The organism is Candidatus Nitrososphaera evergladensis SR1, from assembly GCF_000730285.1.
GTDB lineage: Archaea > Thermoproteota > Nitrososphaeria > Nitrososphaerales > Nitrososphaeraceae > Nitrososphaera > Nitrososphaera evergladensis.
Genome location: NZ_CP007174.1, coordinates 1,348,841 through 1,369,221 on the forward strand (window position 1 = coordinate 1,348,841; position 20,381 = coordinate 1,369,221).

Annotated in this window: 26 protein-coding genes and 1 tRNA gene; 12 read left to right on the top strand and 15 right to left on the bottom strand. The window is 51.0% G+C overall.

The genetic code is table 11. The features are described from left to right. Nucleotides 1–228 precede the first annotated feature (228 nt). Nucleotides 229–831 (top strand): DNA protection during starvation protein, encoded by a 603-nt coding sequence (gene dps, locus NTE_RS07160; RefSeq protein WP_148700399.1) that lies wholly within the window; start codon nt 229–231, stop codon nt 829–831. On the opposite strand, the gene NTE_RS07165 is transcribed toward dps, so the two are convergent. Continuing rightward, on the bottom strand, nt 809–1,543 hold the full coding sequence (locus tag NTE_RS07165; RefSeq protein WP_148700400.1) for an MIP/aquaporin family protein: 735 nt from the start codon (nt 1,541–1,543) through the stop codon (nt 809–811). The genes dps and NTE_RS07165 overlap by 23 nt on opposite strands. Nucleotides 1,544–1,591: 48 nt before the next feature. Next, complete coding sequence (locus NTE_RS07170) at nt 1,592–1,876, bottom strand: hypothetical protein (protein ID WP_148700401.1); 285 nt, start codon at nt 1,874–1,876, stop codon at nt 1,592–1,594. A gap of 97 nt (nt 1,877–1,973) precedes the next feature. Here NTE_RS07170 and NTE_RS07175 point away from each other — a divergent pair, with 97 nt between their 5' ends. After that, a complete protein-coding gene (locus NTE_RS07175; RefSeq protein WP_148700402.1) occupies nt 1,974–2,291 on the top strand; it encodes an IclR family transcriptional regulator in 318 nt (105 codons plus the stop codon). Nucleotides 2,292–2,303: 12 nt separating this feature from the next. Here NTE_RS07175 and fen read toward each other — a convergent pair whose 3' ends face one another. Continuing rightward, nucleotides 2,304–3,329 carry a flap endonuclease-1 gene (fen, locus tag NTE_RS07180; protein ID WP_148700403.1) on the bottom strand — a complete coding sequence of 342 codons (1,026 nt, stop codon included), beginning with the start codon at nt 3,327–3,329 and terminating at the stop codon, nt 2,304–2,306. Nucleotides 3,330–3,702: 373 nt separating this feature from the next. On the opposite strand from fen, the gene NTE_RS07185 reads away from it, so the two are divergent. Beyond that, entirely contained in the window at nt 3,703–3,987 is a 285-nt protein-coding gene (locus NTE_RS07185; RefSeq protein ID WP_148700404.1) for a hypothetical protein, read from the top strand. Here the strand turns inward: NTE_RS07185 and NTE_RS07190 are convergent, their stop codons facing one another. From NTE_RS07190 to NTE_RS07200, 3 genes are all read right to left on the bottom strand, one after another. Further along, nucleotides 3,988–4,725, bottom strand: coding sequence for an ATP-binding protein (locus NTE_RS07190; RefSeq protein WP_148700405.1), 738 nt, complete (start codon nt 4,723–4,725; stop codon nt 3,988–3,990). A gap of 92 nt (nt 4,726–4,817) precedes the next feature. After that, nucleotides 4,818–5,144 carry a family 14 glycosylhydrolase gene (locus NTE_RS07195; protein ID WP_148700406.1) on the bottom strand — a complete coding sequence of 109 codons (327 nt, stop codon included), beginning with the start codon at nt 5,142–5,144 and terminating at the stop codon, nt 4,818–4,820. A gap of 13 nt (nt 5,145–5,157) precedes the next feature. Then, entirely contained in the window at nt 5,158–5,469 is a 312-nt protein-coding gene (locus NTE_RS07200) for a hypothetical protein (RefSeq protein ID WP_193354094.1), read from the bottom strand. A 162-nt stretch (nt 5,470–5,631) separates the two neighbouring features. Between NTE_RS07200 and NTE_RS07205 the strand changes: the two genes are divergently transcribed. Then, complete coding sequence (locus NTE_RS07205) at nt 5,632–5,850, top strand: hypothetical protein (RefSeq protein ID WP_148700407.1); 219 nt, start codon at nt 5,632–5,634, stop codon at nt 5,848–5,850. On the opposite strand, the gene NTE_RS17565 is transcribed toward NTE_RS07205, so the two are convergent. Continuing rightward, on the bottom strand, nt 5,836–6,024 hold the full coding sequence (locus tag NTE_RS17565; protein ID WP_148702075.1) for a C2H2-type zinc finger protein: 189 nt from the start codon (nt 6,022–6,024) through the stop codon (nt 5,836–5,838). The two genes, NTE_RS07205 and NTE_RS17565, sit on opposite strands and share 15 nt — an antisense overlap. A gap of 96 nt (nt 6,025–6,120) precedes the next feature. Beyond that, a complete protein-coding gene (locus tag NTE_RS07215) occupies nt 6,121–6,531 on the bottom strand; it encodes a Mov34/MPN/PAD-1 family protein (RefSeq protein WP_226987228.1) in 411 nt (136 codons plus the stop codon). 160 nt (nt 6,532–6,691) lie between these two features. Between NTE_RS07215 and NTE_RS07220 the strand changes: the two genes are divergently transcribed. Further along, entirely contained in the window at nt 6,692–6,970 is a 279-nt protein-coding gene (locus tag NTE_RS07220; protein ID WP_148700409.1) for a PqqD family protein, read from the top strand. Here NTE_RS07220 and NTE_RS07225 read toward each other — a convergent pair. Then, nucleotides 6,936–7,358 (bottom strand): hypothetical protein, encoded by a 423-nt coding sequence (locus NTE_RS07225; protein ID WP_148700410.1) that lies wholly within the window; start codon nt 7,356–7,358, stop codon nt 6,936–6,938. The genes NTE_RS07220 and NTE_RS07225 overlap by 35 nt on opposite strands. A 94-nt stretch (nt 7,359–7,452) precedes the next feature. On the opposite strand from NTE_RS07225, the gene NTE_RS07230 reads away from it, so the two are divergent. The 3 genes from NTE_RS07230 (at nt 7,453) to NTE_RS07240 (ending at nt 8,990) form a co-directional block, all read left to right on the top strand. Beyond that, nucleotides 7,453–7,580: transfer RNA gene (locus NTE_RS07230), tRNA-Ser, on the top strand. A 351-nt stretch (nt 7,581–7,931) separates the two neighbouring features. Continuing rightward, on the top strand, nt 7,932–8,249 hold the full coding sequence (locus NTE_RS07235; RefSeq protein ID WP_148700411.1) for a hypothetical protein: 318 nt from the start codon (nt 7,932–7,934) through the stop codon (nt 8,247–8,249). Nucleotides 8,250–8,423: 174 nt separating this feature from the next. Continuing rightward, the gene (locus tag NTE_RS07240; RefSeq protein WP_148700412.1) at nt 8,424–8,990 is read left to right on the top strand and encodes a COG1361 family protein; all 567 of its coding nucleotides are present in this window, start codon (nt 8,424–8,426) and stop codon (nt 8,988–8,990) included. 1,301 nt (nt 8,991–10,291) lie between these two features. Here NTE_RS07240 and phaC read toward each other — a convergent pair. Beyond that, a complete protein-coding gene (gene phaC, locus NTE_RS07245) occupies nt 10,292–11,443 on the bottom strand; it encodes a class III poly(R)-hydroxyalkanoic acid synthase subunit PhaC (protein WP_148700413.1) in 1,152 nt (383 codons plus the stop codon). Continuing rightward, nucleotides 11,440–11,991 carry a poly(R)-hydroxyalkanoic acid synthase subunit PhaE gene (locus NTE_RS07250; RefSeq protein ID WP_148700414.1) on the bottom strand — a complete coding sequence of 184 codons (552 nt, stop codon included), beginning with the start codon at nt 11,989–11,991 and terminating at the stop codon, nt 11,440–11,442. The genes phaC and NTE_RS07250 overlap by 4 nt, the downstream gene beginning before the upstream one ends. 258 nt (nt 11,992–12,249) lie before the next feature. On the opposite strand from NTE_RS07250, the gene NTE_RS07255 reads away from it, so the two are divergent. Continuing rightward, entirely contained in the window at nt 12,250–13,281 is a 1,032-nt protein-coding gene (locus NTE_RS07255) for a hypothetical protein (protein ID WP_148700415.1), read from the top strand. A 182-nt stretch (nt 13,282–13,463) separates the two neighbouring features. On the opposite strand, the gene NTE_RS07260 is transcribed toward NTE_RS07255, so the two are convergent. The 3 genes from NTE_RS07260 to NTE_RS07270 form a co-directional block, all read right to left on the bottom strand. Continuing rightward, a complete protein-coding gene (locus NTE_RS07260) occupies nt 13,464–14,033 on the bottom strand; it encodes a hypothetical protein (protein ID WP_226987229.1) in 570 nt (189 codons plus the stop codon). Between the two features lie 71 nt (nt 14,034–14,104). Then, complete coding sequence (locus tag NTE_RS07265; protein ID WP_148700416.1) at nt 14,105–16,228, bottom strand: 3-hydroxypropionate--CoA ligase; 2,124 nt, start codon at nt 16,226–16,228, stop codon at nt 14,105–14,107. A gap of 39 nt (nt 16,229–16,267) precedes the next feature. Then, entirely contained in the window at nt 16,268–16,957 is a 690-nt protein-coding gene (locus NTE_RS07270; protein ID WP_148700417.1) for a type 1 glutamine amidotransferase, read from the bottom strand. A 93-nt stretch (nt 16,958–17,050) separates the two neighbouring features. On the opposite strand from NTE_RS07270, the gene NTE_RS07275 reads away from it, so the two are divergent. The 3 genes from NTE_RS07275 to NTE_RS07285 all read left to right on the top strand — a co-directional run bounded on the left by NTE_RS07275 (nt 17,051) and on the right by NTE_RS07285 (nt 19,740). Further along, nucleotides 17,051–17,488: a toprim domain-containing protein gene (locus NTE_RS07275; RefSeq protein WP_148700418.1), complete on the top strand. Its 438-nt coding sequence runs from the start codon at nt 17,051–17,053 to the stop codon at nt 17,486–17,488. A 95-nt stretch (nt 17,489–17,583) separates the two neighbouring features. Then, nucleotides 17,584–19,026, top strand: a complete 1,443-nt coding sequence (dnaG, locus tag NTE_RS07280) for a DNA primase DnaG (RefSeq protein WP_148700419.1) — start codon at nt 17,584–17,586, stop codon at nt 19,024–19,026. Continuing rightward, nucleotides 19,027–19,740 (top strand): DUF120 domain-containing protein, encoded by a 714-nt coding sequence (locus NTE_RS07285; RefSeq protein WP_148700420.1) that lies wholly within the window; start codon nt 19,027–19,029, stop codon nt 19,738–19,740. Here NTE_RS07285 and NTE_RS07290 read toward each other — a convergent pair. Further along, nucleotides 19,728–20,357, bottom strand: a complete 630-nt coding sequence (locus NTE_RS07290; RefSeq protein WP_148700421.1) for an FAD synthase family protein — start codon at nt 20,355–20,357, stop codon at nt 19,728–19,730. The genes NTE_RS07285 and NTE_RS07290 overlap by 13 nt on opposite strands. Nucleotides 20,358–20,381: the final 24 nt, after the last annotated feature.

Consider the following 20,381-nt stretch of genomic DNA (forward strand, 5'->3'; position numbering starts at 1 on the left):
TAGTTGACCGATTCTGGCCAAAGTAGTGGAATATTTCTGAGCGTGAAACGTGCGCATTCTCTTTTTACTGAACCTCTATAGTTATTGACGATTAATCTGATGATTAGATAACAATAAGTTATTTGATTCGCTATTTCATAGTCGTAGAACATACTAATAATTTCGGGAAACATCAAACCTTATTAGATCCTGTACGCCCGCCCTGTCACAAGTGACACGTGACAAAGAATGAGCGAAGACAACCACCACAACAATGACAAGATAAACGTAGTAGGGATAAACGTGCTAAAGCAGAACGGGGCAAACGTGGACGAGATAGTAAGGCTCTTGGTGTACAATGCGTCAGTCGAGTTCACCGCGTACTATTACTTTACGAACCTGCGCGCGCACTGCACCGGCCTTGACGGCGAAGGGCTAAAGGGCGTCATCGAAGACGCGCGCCTTGAAGACCTGAGCCATTTCGAGTCGTGCATCCAGCGCATCTATGAGCTGGGAGGCACGCTGCCAAACGACGCGATGGAATTCGTAAGGATGTCCGGGTGCGAATTCCTGCAGCTGCCAACGCCAACAACAAACATCCAGGAAATCCTGAAAAAGTGCCTTGCAGCCGAGCAGGGCGCAATCGTCAACTGGAACAAGCTGTGCAACCTTACAATAGGAAAGGATCCTGCCACCTACGAAATAGCCAAGGACATTCTAAAAGAAGAGATAGAGCACGAGGCGTGGTTCCTCGAGCTCATCTACGGCAGGCCGTCAGGCCACATGCGCCGAAAATATGCCGGCGAGCGACCGCACACGCACAAGCACTCTAGAGCGCTTTCTCAGCTCTAGGAGCTTCCGTTTCTTCTTTTTCTGCCTTTTTCACGAATATGTAGTTCATGATAAAGGCTGCAACCAGTGCGCCAACGATTGGTCCCGCCCAGTAGATCCAGTGAAAGTCCCAGTGGCCTGACACCAATGCCGGCCCAAAGGTCCTTGCCGGATTCATGCTTGCGCCTGTCAGCGGAACGCCTACCAGGTGGAGCAGAAATATCATGCCGCCGATTGCAATCCCTGCAAAGCCGGCTGCCGCCTTTTTGTGCACTGCGACCATGAATATCGTCGTCAGCAAAAAGAAGGTCAGTATCGCTTCGACTGCAAAGCCTGATGCCGCGCTGTTGTTAAGGAACTCGCTTGGCCCGCCCTGTACGCCATAGTTGACCTGGCTTGCGTACGTCGGGATTATTGCGGCAAGCGTCGCAGACGCGGCGACTGCGCCAATGAGCTGGAACGCGATATAGGCGGCTCCGTCCTTGACGTTTATCCTGCGCGTCGCCATCATCGCTATCGTCACGGCAGGGTTGATGTGCGTGCCTGACACGTGGCCAAAGACGTACACCATCAGGCCGATGACCGCGCCGTGCGCAAACGATATTATCAACAGCGCGTCAGGGCCCATGCTGAGGCCAAACATCGCTATCGCTATAGTGATTGCAAGCGGTCCAAAGAAGACCAGCGCATAAGTTCCAATGGCTTCTGCAAGCCATGCTCTTGGGTTTACCACGGCTCAATAACCTTCCAAGTGTCTATATAAAAGCATCGACCTTTCTAGTCATTCGACATCGGAAAAATGGCTTTTTATTAGCGTCATCAGCTCCTGCGAGAACCGAGGGTTGAGGCTTATTTCCAAGCCATAGCCGGTCGGGTGTGACATTATCAGGCCCGCCTTTATCATCTCTTTGCCAATCTTGTCTACTCGCTTGGTTCCGTCTTTTCCAAGGTCGCGGAGGTTAAAGCCCTTCTTTAGGTTTTCAAACGAGGTGTGGCTTGCTCCCCACTTGCCATGCCTGTACAGTTTCAAAACGATTCTGGCTCTGATCTCCTCGTCGGTGAACATTAGTCCGCTTATGATACCTTTAGTAGTCAACTATAAATACCTTATAGGTTAAAGTAACCTAAGATAACCTAAAGTAACCTAAGGTGAGAGAAGAAAAATGGAAAAATCACTGCTAATTCAATATCTGGGAGACACGCCCAAGCTCAGGATAATAGACTTTTTTCTGGAAAACCGGAGCGACTACTCTAAAAAAGAGATCATAGAAAACACCGGAATTTCCAAAACGACATTCTACAAGGTATGGGATGATCTGGTGCAGTTTGGCATCGTAAAAGAAACAAGAAAGTACGGCATGGCACAATTGTACACGCTGGACGAAAGCAATCCCGTGATAAAAAAGTTCATGGCTCTTGATGCCGAGCTGGCCAAGCAGGCCATGAAAAAAGCCACGAACAAACTGGCAGTAGCCAGCTAATTCTGCAAAATCCTAACCAAACCACTTTTCAAGCGACTGGCTCCTGCTTTCCTGCGCCTTTTGCAGTTTGTCAAGAGTGCCGGCGACCCTGTCGGTTGAAAAACTCTTTTGCACGCAGAGAAAGTCAAGCACCCTTTCGCGGTTGACCTCGCCAAACCTGACGCCGTCTGCCTTTGGCACTTCAGGCTTTAGGAAAATGTCGCGTATTTCCTGGTACGGCACCTCTGCAAGCTGGCCCTTTATCTTGTCGACGTTTTCCAGCCTGCCGTTTTCCTTTATCAGTTTTATAGCCGTCTTGGGACCGATGCCGGAAAAGCCGCTTGGGTTAAAGTCGGTGCCAATAAGAATGCCAACGTCTACCAGCTGCTCGTGCGTCAGGCCCGTCTCTTTCAGCACGTTGTCGTGCTCTACCATCTCGGGCTCGACGTCGATGTACGTGCTCTTGCCCGGCACCTTGCGCCTGCCTGATGCGGCAAGGTTGCGCACCAGCCTCTTTGCGCCAAACAATATTGAATCATAATCCTGGCTTGCAGACGCGTACGCCGCGCCCGTCTTTGTCAGGTGAGCAGCCGCAGCCTCGCCGTCGGCAGGTGCCTGCACGTACGGTATGCCTAATGCGGTCAGCAATGTCTTTGATTCTTCGACCATGCTGTCTGTCAGGACGGACGTGCGCTTGCCGTATTTCACGGCGTCTTCCATCCTGCCTTCTTCCAGCGCGTGGTTGTACTGGACAACTGCCTCCTGCTTTAGCTTGAACCTGCGCTCTATCTCTTGCGCCTTGAGCGCGTGCATCTTGCCGTCAAAGACGTACACCGGCTTGATATTCTCTACAAGCAGGTTGATGTTTCTATAAAAGAGGCCGCTGAGGTGGCTCGTCACCTCTCCTCTGCCGTTCATCAGGAGCTCGCCCGTGGGCCCGCGGATGGTGGAGAGGAATTGATAGATGGTGTTGAAAGCGTCAATGGCCACTACCTTGCCTGACAGTTCAGCAAGTTTGATAGGCACCGTGGTTATGAGCGGCTTTAGGTCAAGCCCCATATACTGTGTTTTCTTGTGCGTGAAATTATAAGAATTTAATGCTTTTTTTACGCGGCTTCCTTGACCTGCCGTCAGCTGGTCCATTTTTTCCCGCAACTGCGTGTGTTATAAATGGGACAAATTTTCGCGCCATCCGCCTTTTGCATAGCAACCGAATGGAAAGGGAGCGCTTGACTCCCCTGGCGGGGGAGAATTTAAGAATGCTGACATACTCGGCATGAGGGCGCCACACAAGGACGACAAACGAAAAGGTCGGAATTATGCATTCGGGGATCTGCCGCTCTAAATCATCATCGTGGTGGTGTCTCTTGGATTTGGCGACAGTCCAAAGGGCAACTAGGACTACGTAGAGCGAGAACACCGGCACGAGCAGTTGAAAAGAAAAAAGTTCCTTGAGCAGCAGAAAGAGGGTAATAGTAAGGGGGCTGCAAAAGACAGCAAGTACAAGATGAAAAGTGCCAATGAAAAGGTGAAACTGGGCACCAACTACGCAATCAAAGAGGCTGTAATGGCTGGCAACAAGGTAAATGGTATCTTGGATAAAGTGAATCGGAACCGAAAGGTGACCAGATTCGCTCAGGCGGCTGATACGTTTGGCATTAAGCCAACCGAGTTGTACGATGGCGATCTCAATGTGAGTACCTCCCTAAACTACTAATTATTGCTTTTTGTAGTTGCGCATGGTCTGGGCGATCCAGTCGACGTCTTCCTTGGTCTTGGCAAGGCGTCCCAGTTTTACGCAGTCGCGTATGTCCTTTGACTTTAGCTTGTTCCACACCGCGTCTGCCACTGTGGCTGCAATGTCAGGCGCTATGCCCTCTCTGGCAAGCAGGTGCGTGCAGATTTCAGTGAAACTGCCAAGGGAGTATTGCTTGAAATGGAGCACGATAAACCTTGACAGCAGCGGCGTTAACATGCGCTCTGTGCCGTTGCTTGTCGCAAACACCCACGTTTTCAGCTGCGTGTTGCGCGTTTTCTGGAACTTTGTCTCCGCCACAATCCCTGTTTCCATCAGGCTCAAGAGCGCGGTCTGGTCCTTCATGGGCATGTGCTCTATCTCGTCGACGATGAGGTAGCGCGGCCTTTTCTCAAACAAATAGTCGATCATGCCCGACTTGGTGCTGTGGCTCCCAAGCGTAAAGTAAGAACGCTCTAGCTTCATGCACTCTAGCATGAAAAGCGTCTTGGCAGACGCCGGCGGGCCCACAAGAAGCATGTGCACCGGCTTGTCTGACGAAAGCGACATCTGGAACAGGCGCTTGACGTCGTCATAGCCTACGATGCTGTCAAAAGAGACAGGCAAACCTTGCTGCTGCAAGTCCGCTGTCTTTACGACCCTGTGCTCGGAAAACTCTCCTTCTTCTTCGCTGACGCCGACGGGCAGATCCTCAGACACTCTAAGAGATGAGTTTGACAGAATCGGTATTAGCCGTACCTGCTAAAGTTAGGTGCGTGTCTGCTCTAAATTTCTAGACCTTGGTAAAATAATCAGGCCGCTGCTGTCGTAAACGAGCGGATTGCCGCAAGCACGTTTTCGCTCAGCTTGATGGTATACGCTGCTGCGTCGTCTGAGGACATTTTTGACAATTCTTCCAAAAACTGCGTCTTGTCCCTGCCTCGCTCGTACATGCCGCCGGATTCCTTGATGCACAGGGGGAACTTTTGCATCTTGATGCCGTTGGCATTCAAGTGCTGGATGAACCTGCGGTAAGCGTCCGTGTCGTACCAGTCGCGCTTTTGCTCTTCGCAGTACGCTATCCAGACGTCTATGGTGTTCTGGAAAAATGCCTTGTTGCGCAGCTCTTCAAGTGTCATATTTCTCTAGTAATTAAAAGTCGGCCCTTCTCATCTTGGAGCCGCAGCGCGGGCACGCCCCGCCCTTGAACTTGTGCCCGCAGGCGATGCAGACATAGTTTATCCCTCCGCCGCCTCCAAGCATACCTCCAAAGCCTCCGCCCTGGCCTCCCATGCCCATGCGGGCCATCTGGCGCCTGCGGATAACGTATGACATGGCAAGGAAAACGCCGATTATCGGGATTATCGTGAGCCAGCCGAGGTACGGGCCCAGCAAAAAGTTAAGCGCGATGCTGATGCCAAGGGACACCATTATCCACATCATCGTCTGGGCCATCCAGTTCATAAGATGTCATTACTTGAACAGTTTGTTTTATTAAGTTTTCCCAGCTCGTGATTGCTGTAGGTGCAACTGAGTGAGATTTGCAGCCTAGTGAAAAGTTACAGGATGATAATAATAATGCCAGTAGACAACAGAGCTTAAAAGCACGGCTGGATAATCACTGACATGCCAAAGGCGCAACCGTCGGTTTTTATGCTGTGCGAGACCTGCCGCTGGTGCGCCACGTACACCGACAAGTCAAGGGCAGGCGACAGGTGCGCCACCTGCTCCGGCTCGTTGCTTTCCAGCTTTCCGATAATGCCGGACGAAGCGTTCACTTTTAGCTACGACGAAAAACGCGGGGTGGAACTTGACTTTTTCAGGCGCGCGTCACCTAAAGCCTGACTGGATTTCCTGGTACGCAAGCCACGTCAGGTACGGGTCGCCGTACGCATAGATTTTCTTTTTGCCACGGCTGTGGACCTTTTTGTGGTTTTCAAGGCGCTGCTCGCTGGCAAGTTCTGCGCTGCAAACCTTGCACTTGAATGTCTTGATGTATGTACTAGGATTTTGTTTGATATAAACACATCAGGATGGCCCAGTCGCCAGATCACGTGTGTATAAAAGAACTAACCACGTACTGTTATTTTCCACTGGAAGCACGCCCCTCCCCGTCTAATCGACGATCTTGATTTCCATCTTTTTGCCGGTCCTTTCGTACGCTGCTATGGTACCGTACTCGTACGGAAAGTGTATGATGACTGACACATAGCCGAAAAAGTGGTTCAGGTCCTCAAGCGACGGCCTGTTTGACGGGCCGGGGTGCGAGTGCGCCGTGCCAATGTACGAGTCGTCAAACGGCAGGTCGTACAGCGAAAAACCAGAGTAGAACGGGCCGTTTGACGAAAACGGCGGGATGACTAGGCCGTTTATCGTTATCTCGTTTCCCTTCTTTTTTCCCTGCAGGATGAGTATCGCCTCGTTTGGATGGTACGTCTTGGAAAACGTGATGATGCCGTCTGCGGCCTGGCGCGTGAGCAGGACTATTTTTTCCTCCTTCTTCTCTTGCTCGGCCTTTTTGAACATGATGATGATTATTCTTCTTTTGTCGCCGTGCTTATTTTAAGATTGATTGCAACAAGGCAGAATGGATAATAACCAGAACATGCATAGGAGAGCTGAACGGTGACGTGGGGATACGCTGCTGAAAAGAGAAGATGACGACAAGATAATCATACGGCGCGGCATGGTTGGCAACGACCAAGACGGGACTCCGCTTTTGATAAACGGCCGGGGCGAGGCCTACCGCGTAAACGACACTGCTGTTTCCTTGTGGAACATGTGCAACGGCATCACTTTTGAGGACCTTTACCTCGAAGTCCTCCGCATTTCTTCCGGCGACGAAGATGACGTGCGCAAGTCTCTGGAAAAGATGGTCAAGCAGTTCCACAAGATATCCGTGGTCGAGATGAAGGAAACGGGGATACCACCTAGCGCTGACCGCAGACCTGGAATGCAAACATAAAGTAGCCTGCCACCCTGCCGTTTCTGCGGTACGGGTAAAAGTTGCCCCACTCTTTTGGCATCATCTCGTGCTTTAGCGCCTTTGCCTCCTCCTTTGTCATCTGTATCTTGGCCAGGCGTTCGCCCATGATTGTGGACCAGGGAAGCTGCGGAAGCGAATCGCGCTTGTTCACTATGATGGCAACTACGCGGTTTGGGTTCTCCTTGTCGATTACTGCAGAGTATGTGTGGTCGCCGTCAAACGGATCGACAACTGTGAACGGGTCAATGGCGACGTACTCCCTCATTCTGTCACGCAGCGCGTCTGAAAGAGCTGAAGCGATTGCAAGGTCAGAAATATCCAGTTTCCTGACCTCTTCTGTAGAAGGTAGCCTGATGGATGTCGCCAACACGCCTGTTATCAAATGCGCCTGACTATATAATTTTAATTTTCCTTTCTAACCTTACAAAGGCATAAATTGCAACGCCATTGCAGGAAGGAATGCTGAGGTACCCAAGCTAGGTAAGTCGTCCTAGACCCTGAACGGGGTCAGCCTCGAGATCATATAATGCAACTTGACGTGCTAGCTGATGTCCTTCGGGACTCGTGGGTTCGAGTCCCACCCTCAGCGCTCTATTCGTGTAGTTGCACTGGGAAGTGAGCAAGAACAATACCCAGAACACAGCAAAAATCTACAGACTGTAAATGGTTCTTCGCCATCCCTTCCCCCCGCAGAACAGGCATCAACACAAACAGACAGCACAATCTGGTTGGAGGTGAATGAGCAACAATGGAATCATTGAATCTAGAGCAAGCAATCCAGTTCCTCCAAGACCAGCAAGCACAGAAGGACTTTTGCTGCTTCCACTTGAAGAATGGAATATTGAAAGCTCATTTCGACTAGCCTCCTCTCCTTCTATTTTTTCAATACATCATGATTATTTGTCATGATGCTTAAGCTAATTCCAGTGTAGAACATCTAATGAAAAGGGTAAAGCGTTCAACCCTAGTTGTGATAGGAATAGTTGGACTGGCAGGTCTGGTTCCTGTATTAATTGTAAATCAAATCCAAGGACAACCTCTTCCACCTGTGATTAACTTTGCATTAAGTCCTATACCATTTGCGTTTTTAGCGGTGGGAGCTCTGATTGTTAGGCAAGGATTTACAATGTGGGAGCATGTAGGAGAGCCAAATTATGAACCAGATTATGTTCTTGGTGCAATGATTCTGATTGTTGGGATGGTGTTCACCGGGGCTGGCTCCTTTGGAATGCTGTTAATCTTTGGTGGTGCTTCATAGTCACTTAATTTCTTCCAGCAAAGCATATAGCAGCATCCAGTCTATCCAGAGTCAGCGCTTTTCCCAAGGTTTCTGTCAAAGCAGTTGGCAGCCTCTAGCCCGCATAATGCCTCAATAATCTGCGAGCACCGCTACTTTTTTTATCCTGCTTGGCCTATCAAGAGATCTAGTCCCTTGAAGAAGTGGACGTACGACCATGCAGTTATTTTTCTTTTCATTTCCTTCTTATTTTTGGGGGCTGGTGGGGTTCTTTATGGCCTAATCTGTATGACGAAATACTTCTTTTCGCCTTGCAATGATGAGCTGGGTCAAATAGGAAGATACTCTCTTTTCGTAGGCGTGTTGATTTTCCTATTCAGTGTATACATCTTTAGTCTGGCAAAACGCAACGAAGCCAAACAGTCGTATGAACCGATAATGATAATGCCAATACTCAGGCATTACGGAGATGATGATATCAGCCGTTCCAGCGATGGAACGCAGATTTGCACGTTCTCCCTCAAGAACGTGGGTGACGGAAGTGCAAAAAATCTACAGATCAAGGCGACATCATCAAGTGACGGCAGACAGCTTACAGTAGATCCCCGCACTCCTGGAAAAAATGAAGCATGGGAGGTGTCGGAATGGAATGTCCAGGACCTCAAGACCGGCGAAAAGGTAGACATTGAAGTAAACTATACGGACATCAAGGGCAATCCGTGTTCAGCTTTAAGATTTACAGTAGGAGCAGAAGCGCAGTAAACGAATAACGTCACTGCGGCATCTGTCTGGCTATGAGTAGTAAAGCGTCGAAGGTATGTCTGCTGCGAGGTACTTGTTCCTTGAGAATACGCTTAAAGATATCCTTGAGTGAAGTATTTTGTGCGGTCTCTAGCGGGCTTTGTCGGGGACAAGTATTACAAGGCGTTTTTACAATGGCTTGAAAAAGAGTAGAATGAAGTGGATAAAGGGAATCCCCTCAGTGCGCGTGAATTTGTGCCGTTTTTTAGTCCAGTACAAAAAAGACGTTAGTACGCATGAGGGAGTATATGAGATGATAGAAAAGCCCATCGATAGAACCTGCAATAACCACATAGGAGTTATACTTACTTATAGACAAATCTTCACTGCAGCGGAGTAACAAGGCCGGCGACTTGTTCAAACAAAAATTCTGGTACGCCGAAGTCTTGACCGTCCTAGCCATCTTAAACCTTCCAGCCCTCGCGATAAATTATTTTGAGCCAGAGAATTGGTATGTATGGTATGCGCTAGCCGTTGTGGCCTTTGCAACTATGGTTTTCTCATTGAGGAAAATCCGCAGAATAGAAATGTTCAAGAGCCCTGCCTGGAGTTGGGAGATTCTCGTAATACTCATTACATTTGTGTTCGTGCATCGTCTGCTATTGGGAATAGCGGGAGGCACGCATCAAGGCTATTTCGTTAGTACCCTCTTGCAAATTCCGTCTGCCGGGATTCCCTTCTTGGTCGCGTGGCTGCTTCACCGGGTTCCTGAAGAAAGGCGCGTTAGTTAGTGTGCGATACGAATCAAAGTTAATAACTATCTTGCCGATTGATACTTGCCTAGAATTCTATCGAAGCTCGCTTGGCATTATTCATCACTGAACGTATCTCCTTATTTCTCCTCATTAACTCCATGCCTATATTCTCGGTCGTAATCTCTATTCGTCTGCCATCTAGCGATAAGGAAGAGCGATATGCCAAGCAACAAACCCGCTGTGGTCATGGCCCAACCAATCGAGTGCCTTTCAGGATCAGGATGCGGATTGGCAAAGAGTGGCATTCCCAAGATAAAACCTACCACGAATAAGCCAATTGCCAGAAAGGTCAGGCAGACGCCTACTGTACCAAGGATTCCCAAATCTTATTGAGAGTCTATTTGTGCAAACTTTACTAAATAGTCATCATTGTCGATTTATGATTCAGTCTACATTCTAAACTATCAAAAGAAATGCGTAGGAAACATGGAACAGTGTAGGAATTATCTAGCTTTCTAAAAAGAGATCGTATTCCCGATGCCCAAGCTTTCTTTTTTCTTGCCTCTATTATTGTGACCTTGCCTTGAGCCACTGTCCCACTTTGGGAAGCACGTTGTTCTGCGAGTACGAGCTTGCGATGAGCCCTACGTGGCCCGTGTGGAAGCGCATCAGGCGCTTGTCCGCACTTGACACCATGTCGTTGAGCGGCACGCTGCATTCCGGCGATACCAGGTGGTCCTCGTCGGCAACGAGGTTGAGCAGGGGCACGGTTATCTTTGACAGGTCGATGACTAGGTCGCCAAGGTAGAACTCGTTCTTGGCAAGCAGGTTGTCTTGGTAAATGTCAGATATCCATTCTCTGAACGTTTCGCCCGCAATCGGGGGTGTGTCGTACAGCCACTTTTCGATGCGCAGGAAATTGCCCACAAACGGCTCGTTGTCGATGTTCTGCACCAGGTTAAAGTACTTGGCAACTCCTTGCTTGAACGGCTTGAGCGCAGAATAACACGCAAACAGCTGCTCTGGCGGCAGGTTGCCTATGGTGTCGACCATCTTGGCAACGTCCATGTGCTTGGCCATGTTGCCAATGACCGTCGAGTCTTTCTCGGTGTCAATCACCGGCGCGATTACTGCTAGGTTGCGCACCTTTTCCTGGTGCAGAGCCGTGTACATTATGGACATCGACGCGCCCATGCAGTAGCCGTGCAGCGTCAGCTTGTCCGTCTTGCTCTTTTTGAGCACGATGTTGACGCAGTCGTCAATGTAGCCGTTGACATAGTCATCAAAGGTAAGGTACTTGTCAACGGTCGACGGGTCCTTCCAGTCGATTAGATAAACGTCAAAGCCCTGCGTCAGCAGGCTCCTTATCCAGCTCTTGTCAGGCTGGAGGTCAAGTACGTACGACCTGTTGATGAGCGCGTATACCGCAAGTATCGGGGTCTTGAAGGTCTTGTTCACAAGCGGCTGGTAGTGCAAAAGCCGGTAGGCCCTCGTCTCTGCCAGTATTTCATGCGGCGTCTGGCCGACTTGAACCTTTCCTGCAGTATACAGAATTTCCCTTGTCTTTTCAATCTTGCGAAAGTTTTCTTGGACCTCTCTTGTCAGGTCTTCGGCTGGCTTTATTTTCGCTGGCGGCTGTGTTGTAGCAACAGGCGATTGCGGTTGTTGCGGCTGTTGTTGTTGCTCTGACTTGTTTGGAAGCGTTTCTTGCTGTGTCATTGTTTTTCAACACTCCTTTTCAGGTCGCGGACAGACCTCTTTAGCTCGTGGATGTCTTTGAGGATCTCGTCGATCTCGCCCCTTGTTGGCAAGTTGAGCACCTTGAAGTTGCGCTCGGTTATGGTCTGCATGGCCCTTGACATGTCCAACTGGCTGCTGAACAGCTTGCCATAGACCTGCGAAAACTCGGACGACGCATACAGGCCGGTGAAAGCGTCCTCAAACGCCTCTATCATGGTCTTGCGGTAACTGTCATAGTCGTCCTTGGTGACAAACTGCTTTGGCGCCTTTTCGGCAGTTTCCTTTGACGCCTTGACGTAGGCCGCGTTTATCATCGACCAGTACTGGTCCGTATGGGTCTTCATGTCCGCCATTATCTTGCCAAGGCTGACAAACTCGTTTGCGTACGTGTTAAAGTCTTTTGTAAATGCGTACATGGGGCCTATGGTCGGCAGTTTTAGCACCTCGGACCACATGTCAAACATCTTGCTTGCCTGCTCCGGGGTCATCCCGGGCGTAAAGTTGTTATTTTTACTGTCATCGGTCATTAAACCACTTCTTCTATTATTGACTAAGGTAGAGTTCACCCGCCAACTATTATAGTTTGTCTGTCCAGAAATTATACTATTCTATAGAATATTATGTAAAATTTCTACTATATAGTACAGGTTTTAGTGCTTCTACAATTGCAGAAATAGCACTTGATAGCTGAGATGTAGATGTTTATTATGTCAACCAGCTTAAAGAACATATAGTTGCAAAAACCGCCGCAAGCCTGTGTTTTGTTCATCGCAACTGGCGTTTTGTTGCTATCTTTTGCATATACTTTGGAAAATAATGCGTACGCCCACAACATATCACCCGGTGTAAGGAGCCTGCCTGTAAGAATAGACAACGAGCAGTTCTCAAGCAACAGGGCAAACACTGATGGCGGCTTTATCGCTGTGACAGGCACTCTTACAAGCCTCGCCACTGAGCGGATAAAAGTGTCTCCGTACATCTTTGTAACTCCCTCGGAATGGGTTGGTGCAAACGGCGTACGCCACGGGACTCTTCCGTATTACGACCTCCTTGCCTTTATCTATCCACCTTACCGCGACCAGTCGAACTGGTACTTTCGGGTAGAGCTGAACAACCTGCCAAGCTCGATAGTGCTTGAGCCCGGAGAAAAGGTAGATTATGAAATCCAGATATATCCACTCAAGGCAGGCGCGTATCACGTTCACTCCTTCTTTCTGTCCGAGAATTTTGCACGTTCTGGTCTTGGCCAGACAATACTGGTGACAGGCTCTAGTGCGCCAACAACTGGCGAAATCACGCAACTGTACCTGCCGCTTGTTCTGGGGCTGACATCCTTTGTCATCCTGATTATCCGGATAATGCAAATCTCAAGAGAGAATGCGCATCTGGCTAGAGAAAGGATAGCCAGAGTGTATTTTGCGGCCAAGTCGTCGCTTGAAACCATGTGGCTTGCCGGCGTACTGTTCTGGCTTGCAACGGCTGCGCCTTACTTTCCTGCGATTGAATCAAGGTATGCTTTTGCATTGTCCGCATCTGCGGTACTGGCAGCCATTGTCATTGGAGGGTATGTCTCTGCAGCTGCAAAACAAAATGCCCGTCATCTGGCGTTTGCTATCATGACATCTGCCGTCAGCGCGGCATTTTGCTTTGCGCTGCTGTTTGGCGAAGGCTGGTTGTATCCTTACTACAAAGAGCTGCATTTCCTCGTGGATGGTTCTGCATTATTTCTTGCCATGATCGCAAACTCTATCATCGCGATTTATTTCGCGGTTATGGCGCGCAAAGAGGGAAAGAACAAGCTGACAAGTGTAGCGTAACTGCACACGCTCTTAAAAAACATTTTATAAAGGAACTGTCCGCATTCCAAAACGCGGGCTCGTAGCTCAGCATGGATAGAGCGCCTGCCTTCTAAACACACATCCTCTGTTTCTGAAGACAGCCGGAAGTCGTGGGATCGAAGCCCACCGGGCCCGCTTCTTCTTTTTGCTACTGTTTTTTCTTACTTTCTTGACAAGAGGGCGTATGCGCCGCCAACCGCGTACGCTATGGCTATCAGTATCCTTGAAACCATGACTGCAATGTCTTGGTGAGTCGCAAAGAGCGAGCCGTCTATCACAAGTGCTACCGGCAGAGCAACAAGTGAAATCGCGCCTACCAGAAGCTGCTCCGGGTTGTTCTGGCCGCTGTATTTTTTCATCAGGATGTAGGTGGAGAGGTTGCCAAGGCCAATGCCTAAAAGTATGAAATACTGGTAAAGGTGGGGAAACGCGCCAATGGCTGCAAACGGTCCTGCCCACGATACGCCATTTATCGCTTTTGCACCCGTTGACCATTTGATGCTGTTTTTCATGCGCCCCCTGATGGCCGGGATTGCCTTGCGAAAGCGCGGGCCTGCGCCGGCAAGCACCGCGCCGAAACTGCCTATCCATATTACAGCGTACCAGTAAACTGGCATGTTGTTGATTGCGGCAAGCTCTGAAAGAACCGAGCCGGCGCCAACTGCTGCTGACACTGCCACGAAAAGAACGCCAAACGCCCGCCTGGTCTGGAGCGCCGAGTTTTCCAACATCCGGTATGGGTACGATATCTAATTTAAAGCAAATTGTAAAAGGGGAAAAAGAGAGGGAGGGACAGGAGCCCTTACTTTGTCGCGTCGGACACCTTGGCCCACTTGGCCACTGCGCCTGCCGCCGTGACCCACTCGATTACAGAGTGGTAGACTGGCACGTTGGCATCCTCGATGCGCTTTGAGATGTTCTTGGTGAATGGTCCTCCCATCGCGCCGATGAGTATGGGCTTTTTCTTTTGCTTCTGGAACGACGCAAGCACGTCTACGATTGTTTCTTCAAGCGGGTCGTCCTGGAAGACAAACCACGGCATGATGATGTCGACGTTGGGGTCGTCCATGAACGCCTGTATCGCAAAGCGGTAGTCGTCGGCGTTGGCAGAGCCTGTGATGTCGCACGGGTTGCCGATGACGTATGTCGGAGGATAGTGTTCCTTGAACGCCTTCTTTGTCTGCTCTGACAGTTCTGCAACCTGCAGGCCGAGGCGCTCAAAGTTGTCAATCGCTGCGATGATTGGACCTGCGCCGTTTGTGACCATTGCCACGCGGCTTCCCTTTGGCACCGGCTGCCAGTTGAGCGCCTTGAGCGCCGCGGTCAGCTCTTCATAGCCGTCGACGCTGATGATTCCTGCCTGGTCCAGCGCGCCTTTCACGACGCCGTACGAGCCTCCAAGCGATCCCGTGTGTGACGCTGCCTGCTTGGCGCCCCTTGCGCTCCTGCCGTTCTTGAATACCACGATTGGCTTTTTGCGCTCTGTGATGACTTTTTTGGCTGTGTTCATGAACTTGCGGCCGTCGCCGAGGCCCTCGACGTACAGGCCGATTACCTTGGTGTTTGGATCTTCAGAGAGGTACCAGATCATGTCGGCTTCGTCCACGTCGGACCTGTTGCCGTACGAGATCATCTTGCTCATGCCAAAGACATCGGAACTTTCCATGAACGCGATTCCAACCGTCCCGCTCTGGGAGAGGAACGCAACGTTGCCGTTCTTTGGACGAAGCATCCTTGCGTGGCCTTGGAACGCGCAGTCGAGGCGGTTTGCGCCATTGAACATGCCGATGCAGTTGGGGCCGATGATCCTGATCTTCAGCTCCTGCGACAGCTTCTTTACCTCTGCCTCTATGGCGGCGCGCTCGCCTCCAAGTTCCTTGCCTCCGCCGGAGATGACTACAAAGTTGTGGATGTTCTTCTTTGCCGCCGACCTCATTAAGTCCGGCACGAATTTCAGGTCTACTGTTACAACTACAAGCTCGACGTTTTCCTGTATGTCGTCAAGGCTCTTGTACGCCTTGATGCCCATGATTTCGGGGTAGCCCTTGGCGTTTACCGGGAACACCTTGCCCTTGTAGTCGTGCTTGACCATGCTCTCTAGGACCGAGTTGCCCACCTTGCCTGCCTCCGGCGACGCGCCAATGAGTGCGATTGACTTGGCGTTGAAGAACAGGTCCATGTACGAAGAGTCGGGCTGAACCTTGGACACTGCGTTTGCGTCGACTGCCTGCCTCAGTATTATCTTGGCGTCGACTACGTAATAGTCCTTCTCGTAGAATATCACGGGGTTAAAATCGATGCTCTCATAGTACGGGGCCATCTCTGTGCCAAGGTTGCCGATGCTCACAAGGGCGCTTGCGATCATGTCCTTGTCGACCGGGGCCGCGCCACGGAATCCTTCAAGGATCTTTTTGCCCTTGAGGTCGTTTATCATGTCCAGCGCGTCCTGCTTTGTAATCGGCAGGACCCTGAACGCGACGTCCTTGAAAACCTCGGTGTAGATGCCTCCGATTCCTACCATTATAATCGGGCCAAACTGAGGGTCATTCTGCAGGCCGACAATGAGCTCCGCGCCTTGCGGCACCATCTTTTCAAGGAGCACGCCCTTGACCGTGTTGTACTGCTCTGACAGCCTGCCGTGCATGTCGCTAAAGGCATCCTTGACCTGCGCCTCGTTCTGTAGGCCGACCTTGACGCCCTTGACGTCTGTCTTGTGCAGGATCTCGGGCGACACTATCTTGGCGACAAGCGGAAAGCCCATTGCCTTGGCCTTTGCCGCGGCGTCTGCCTCGCTTGTGACAAGCGCGTACGGCGGCACCTTGACGCCGTACTCTGTCAAAACCTGTTTAGCCAATTCTTCTGTGATTACTTTTTCTTTGGTTGCAAAAACATCATCAAAGATCTTTTGGACCTTTTGATTCGCCATATTGAATCTGAGGAAAAGCTTCTCAAGCTTCTTTTATAGTTACCTAAGCATCGCTGTAAAGTTTCTATACACAACCTGGCACTTTTTTTCAAGTTCCGACAGGTCACCTGCGGCCGGAAGGATGCTTCTTTTTGCGTCTATTTTTTCAGCCCTTACCTCTGCGTCGTATTCCTTCATCCATGTCCTTATGAGGCGCTCGTCAACTTCTAGGTGGAACTGGACGCCTATGGCGCTTCCTACCTTGAACGCCTGCGGATAGAGGTCGGTGTATGCCAGAACCGTCGCATCTCTGGGTAGTTCGTACGTGTCGCCGTGCCACTGGAATACTCTCATCTTTTTCTCGCTGATGCCAGAGAACAGACTTGCCTTTCCCTGAGGCGACAGGAGGACATCGTGCCATCCTATCTCTTTTTTTCTGCCCTTGAACACCCGCCCGCCGGCTGCCTGCGCTATCAGCTGCGACCCAAGGCATACCCCAAGAACCGGCACATCGTTCTTGATTGCGTCCCTTATCAGGTCCTGCTCTTTTTGCAGATACGGAAGATTGTCGTAGACTGCCATCGGGCCTCCAAGAACGACGATTGCAGAATAACCGGATGACCTGGCAGGCACGCCGTCTTCTTGCGCACTGATGTTTTCGACCGCCAAGCCGTCCTTTCTGAACATGCCCTCAAGCGTGCCTAGCGTCTCGCACGCAACGTTCTGGATGGAAAGGACCTTCTTCTTCAAGGGTCTCTCTGTGTTATGCCGAGAGATACTATTTATTGTGTCGCTGGCTTGGCACAAATATTAAATCGCACCAGCGCTAAACTACAACTGCCGATGGGCTATCAGGCAAACGATGAGCAAGTCCTTGAGAAGCTGAGGCATTTTGTTGGTATGCTAAACGAAGAGTCTGAACGGGGTTCTGTAATTGTCGTGGAGGGCAGGCGCGACGCCGAGGCGCTCTCAAGCATCGGCTTTACGGGGAGCCCGGCCGTGTTCCACAATTTCAAGGGCATTGCCGACTTTGTCGATTGCCACGGCCATGGAAAAAACAAGATAATCCTGCTCCTTGACATGGACAGGACGGGCAAGTACCTCACAAGCAGGCTCTTCTCAAACCTCCAGTCACGCAGGAACCATGTCAGCCTCTTTTACAAACACGCGCTTGCCAAGATAACAAACGGCAAGGTGAGGCACGTTGAGGACCTGTCTACGTACGCCCAGCAGATGGCCGGCGTAACTGGCGCCCGCAAGGACCTTTACTTTTACACCTGAGACGTATCTCGCGATACACGAAAGCACTTATATTCAAGCGACAGCGAATTTCAATTAGTTACGGACAAACCAGTAAACGAGGTTATGAAGAAAAATTGCCTAGCACAGGAATCGTAAAGTATCATGTTAAGCTAAAGTTTGAAGTTGATGGTTTGGTCGAGAAGGCCGACATTATCGGTGCTATTTTTGGACAGACCGAAGGTCTCCTTGGACCTGAGATGAACCTCAACGAACTGCAAAAAGTATCAAAGGTTGGACGAATTGAAGTAAACGTCGAGACAAAGGGCAACGTGGCCAAGGGCGACGCGCTGATACCCATGAGCACCGACATCTCTACCGCCGCGCTTATCGCTGCGGCCATAGAGAGCATCGACAAGGTCGGCCCGTTCCAGGCCAAGTTCCAGCTGATGGGCATCGACGACATCCGCGCCATCAAGAAAAAGGTCATTGTCGACAGGGCCAAGAAAATAGTCCAGGACTGGGCGACCAAGACCATATCGGAGGGCGAGGAGATGCTCAAGGACGTCTATGATGCAAGCAAGCCCGGCAAGCTCACCGCCTACGGCAAGGCGCAGCTTGCGTGCGGAACAGGAGTTTTTGATTCAGAGTGGATAATACTCGTGGAAGGGCGCGCAGACGTCATCAACCTGCTTCGCGCTGGCTATGACAACGCGATTGCCATCGAGGGCGCCAAGATTGACGAGACTGTCGTAAAACTGACGGAAGGCAAGAAGGTGATTGCCTTCCTTGACGGCGACAGGGCTGGCGACCTCATACTCAAAGAGCTGGCAGGCGTAGTCAAGATCGACAAAGTCCTCCGGGCACCTACTGGAAGAGAAGTGGAAGAATGCACGCCTCTTGAGGTTTCCGAGATACTAAAGGACGCTTACTCTGTTGACGTTTCTGCAGCACCTCATCAGCAAGAGCTGCCGCCTGTGCAGCAAGAAGAGCGCAGGCACGAGCGCCGCGACCGCGACGATCGTGGCGGCGGCTATGGTGGAAGGAGGGACCGCGACCGCGGCGGCTATGGTGGAAGGAGGGACCGCGACCGCGGCGGCTACCGCGACAGAGATAGAGGTGGCTACCGAGACCGCGACGATCGTGGCGGCGGCTATGGTGGAAGGAGGGACGACTATCAGGACCGAGAAGAGTCCTACTCCCACGGCCCTTCACAGCAGGAAGAGCCTGCACAAGCCCCAGTAACGCCAGGACAGCCATCTGCAGCAGCGGCAAACGATGCGCCAGAGCTCTTGACTGCAATCCGCGATGTGTATCCGCAGATAAACGAGACGCTGGAGGCAGTGATACTCGATGGCTCGATGAAGCAGCTGCTAAAGGTTCCAGTATCTGAGGTAATCAAGAGGCTGGATTCTGCCGAAGGTGCCAAGTACCTTGTCATCGACGGCATTGTGACCCAGAGGCTCGTCGAGGCTGCCGACAAGGCAGGCATCGAGTACGTCGTGGGTCACAGGACAACAGGAGTCAAGCCAAGCGACATCAAGGTGCGGACCTTTGGCGACGTGGGCATCACGAACTAAATGCCGGAAATAAAGCTGCAGCACATACTGACTATGGTGCAGCTCCTGTCAAAAGGGGCTCGCCACAATTTTGTCGAAGTGACCACCGCGGATCTTGGCAGGAATATCGGACGGTCCCAGCAGGCCGCTTCAAAGCATCTTTTGGATCTAGAGATGGCCGGCTATATAGAGCGGGTAAGGCGCGGCCAGAAATTCGCCGTGCGCGTGACTGACAAGGGCAACACCGAGATCCAGAGCTTGTTTGCATCTCTAAAATCGGCGCTAGAGTCTGCGCCTGCCGCAATCGACTTTGAAGGAAGCGTTGTTTCGGGCATGGGCGAGGGCGCCTACTACATGTCGCTTGAAGGCTACAAAAAGCAGTTCCTTGAAAAACTTGGCTACGAGCCGTATCCTGGCACGCTCAACGTGCGCCTTACAGACCCAGTGTACATGAATGCAAGGCGGGAGCTTGGGCGCCACCCGTCGATATTTCTCGAAGGCTTCTCCGACGGGACGCGCACGTACGGATGGGTAAAGTGCTACCGGGCTTCCATAAACGACGGCGCAATGGAAAACGCCGCCGTCCTTGTCCTGGAGCGCACACACTATGACGACAGTATGCTTGAAGTCATTGCGCCGGTTTCAATAAAGGACGCAGTCGGGATAAAGAACGGCGACAGGATAAAGGTGCAGGTTAGGATAGACAATAATAACAGTCCTCATCAGATGCCGTAGATGGTGTCGCCAAGCTCTTCCTTTATCTTGGACGACTTTGACCCCGGTATCGGAGTCGACAGCCTGATCACCTGTACGTTGAGGTTGCGCTTTTTGCAGTTTTCTGCAACATCCTTTTCGCTGTGCGCCTGGTCGTAGCCAAGCGCAATCACGTCCGGCCTGACAAACTCGACTGTGTCGTAGAGAGTGCCCTCCCTGCCAATGAGCGCAAGGTCTACAAAGTTGAGCGACTCTACGAGCTCTTTACGCAGGTTTTCATCGTGGTAAATCTTGCGGTCTTTTTTTATCTTTAGCGCAGTGGCGGTCCTTGCGATGACTACCACAAGCACGTCGCCCACTTCCTTTGCCGCCTTTAGCGTATGGATGTGTCCGGGGTGTATCAGGTCAAATACCCCGCCTACGAGCACCACCTTGAGCGCGTCGCGGCCGATAAACGTCAATTTTGGCGGGCTGCTGTTCTTTTCCACCATGCCTATCTCTGCCAGGCGCTTTATCCTCTCTTCAAAGAACTTTTTCCCCACGGGCAGCTTTGCCCGGAGCCTGTCGTACGCCTGCACGGAAGGGTCAAGCGTGCTTGCGTAAATTGCAGCAAGTATTGACTTGTCTTCAGGCTCCATATCTGTACATGTTCTCCGAAAGCG

Coding starts and splice junctions, on each gene's coding strand:
- dps (WP_148700399.1), top strand. CDS start 229: ATGAGCGAAGACAACCACCACAACAATGACAAGATAAACGTAGTAGGG.
- NTE_RS07170 (WP_148700401.1), bottom strand. CDS start 1,876: ATGTTCACCGACGAGGAGATCAGAGCCAGAATCGTTTTGAAACTGTAC.
- NTE_RS07175 (WP_148700402.1), top strand. CDS start 1,974: ATGGAAAAATCACTGCTAATTCAATATCTGGGAGACACGCCCAAGCTC.
- fen (WP_148700403.1), bottom strand. CDS start 3,329: ATGGGGCTTGACCTAAAGCCGCTCATAACCACGGTGCCTATCAAACTT.
- NTE_RS07195 (WP_148700406.1), bottom strand. CDS start 5,144: ATGACACTTGAAGAGCTGCGCAACAAGGCATTTTTCCAGAACACCATA.
- NTE_RS07200 (WP_193354094.1), bottom strand. CDS start 5,469: ATGAACTGGATGGCCCAGACGATGATGTGGATAATGGTGTCCCTTGGC.
- NTE_RS07205 (WP_148700407.1), top strand. CDS start 5,632: ATGCCAAAGGCGCAACCGTCGGTTTTTATGCTGTGCGAGACCTGCCGC.
- NTE_RS07215 (WP_226987228.1), bottom strand. CDS start 6,531: ATGTTCAAAAAGGCCGAGCAAGAGAAGAAGGAGGAAAAAATAGTCCTG.
- NTE_RS07220 (WP_148700409.1), top strand. CDS start 6,692: ATGGTTGGCAACGACCAAGACGGGACTCCGCTTTTGATAAACGGCCGG.
- NTE_RS07235 (WP_148700411.1), top strand. CDS start 7,932: ATGAAAAGGGTAAAGCGTTCAACCCTAGTTGTGATAGGAATAGTTGGA.
- phaC (WP_148700413.1), bottom strand. CDS start 11,443: ATGACACAGCAAGAAACGCTTCCAAACAAGTCAGAGCAACAACAACAG.
- NTE_RS07250 (WP_148700414.1), bottom strand. CDS start 11,991: ATGACCGATGACAGTAAAAATAACAACTTTACGCCCGGGATGACCCCG.
- NTE_RS07260 (WP_226987229.1), bottom strand. CDS start 14,033: ATGTTGGAAAACTCGGCGCTCCAGACCAGGCGGGCGTTTGGCGTTCTT.
- NTE_RS07265 (WP_148700416.1), bottom strand. CDS start 16,228: ATGGCGAATCAAAAGGTCCAAAAGATCTTTGATGATGTTTTTGCAACC.
- NTE_RS07275 (WP_148700418.1), top strand. CDS start 17,051: ATGGGCTATCAGGCAAACGATGAGCAAGTCCTTGAGAAGCTGAGGCAT.
- NTE_RS07285 (WP_148700420.1), top strand. CDS start 19,027: ATGCCGGAAATAAAGCTGCAGCACATACTGACTATGGTGCAGCTCCTG.
- NTE_RS07290 (WP_148700421.1), bottom strand. CDS start 20,357: ATGGAGCCTGAAGACAAGTCAATACTTGCTGCAATTTACGCAAGCACG.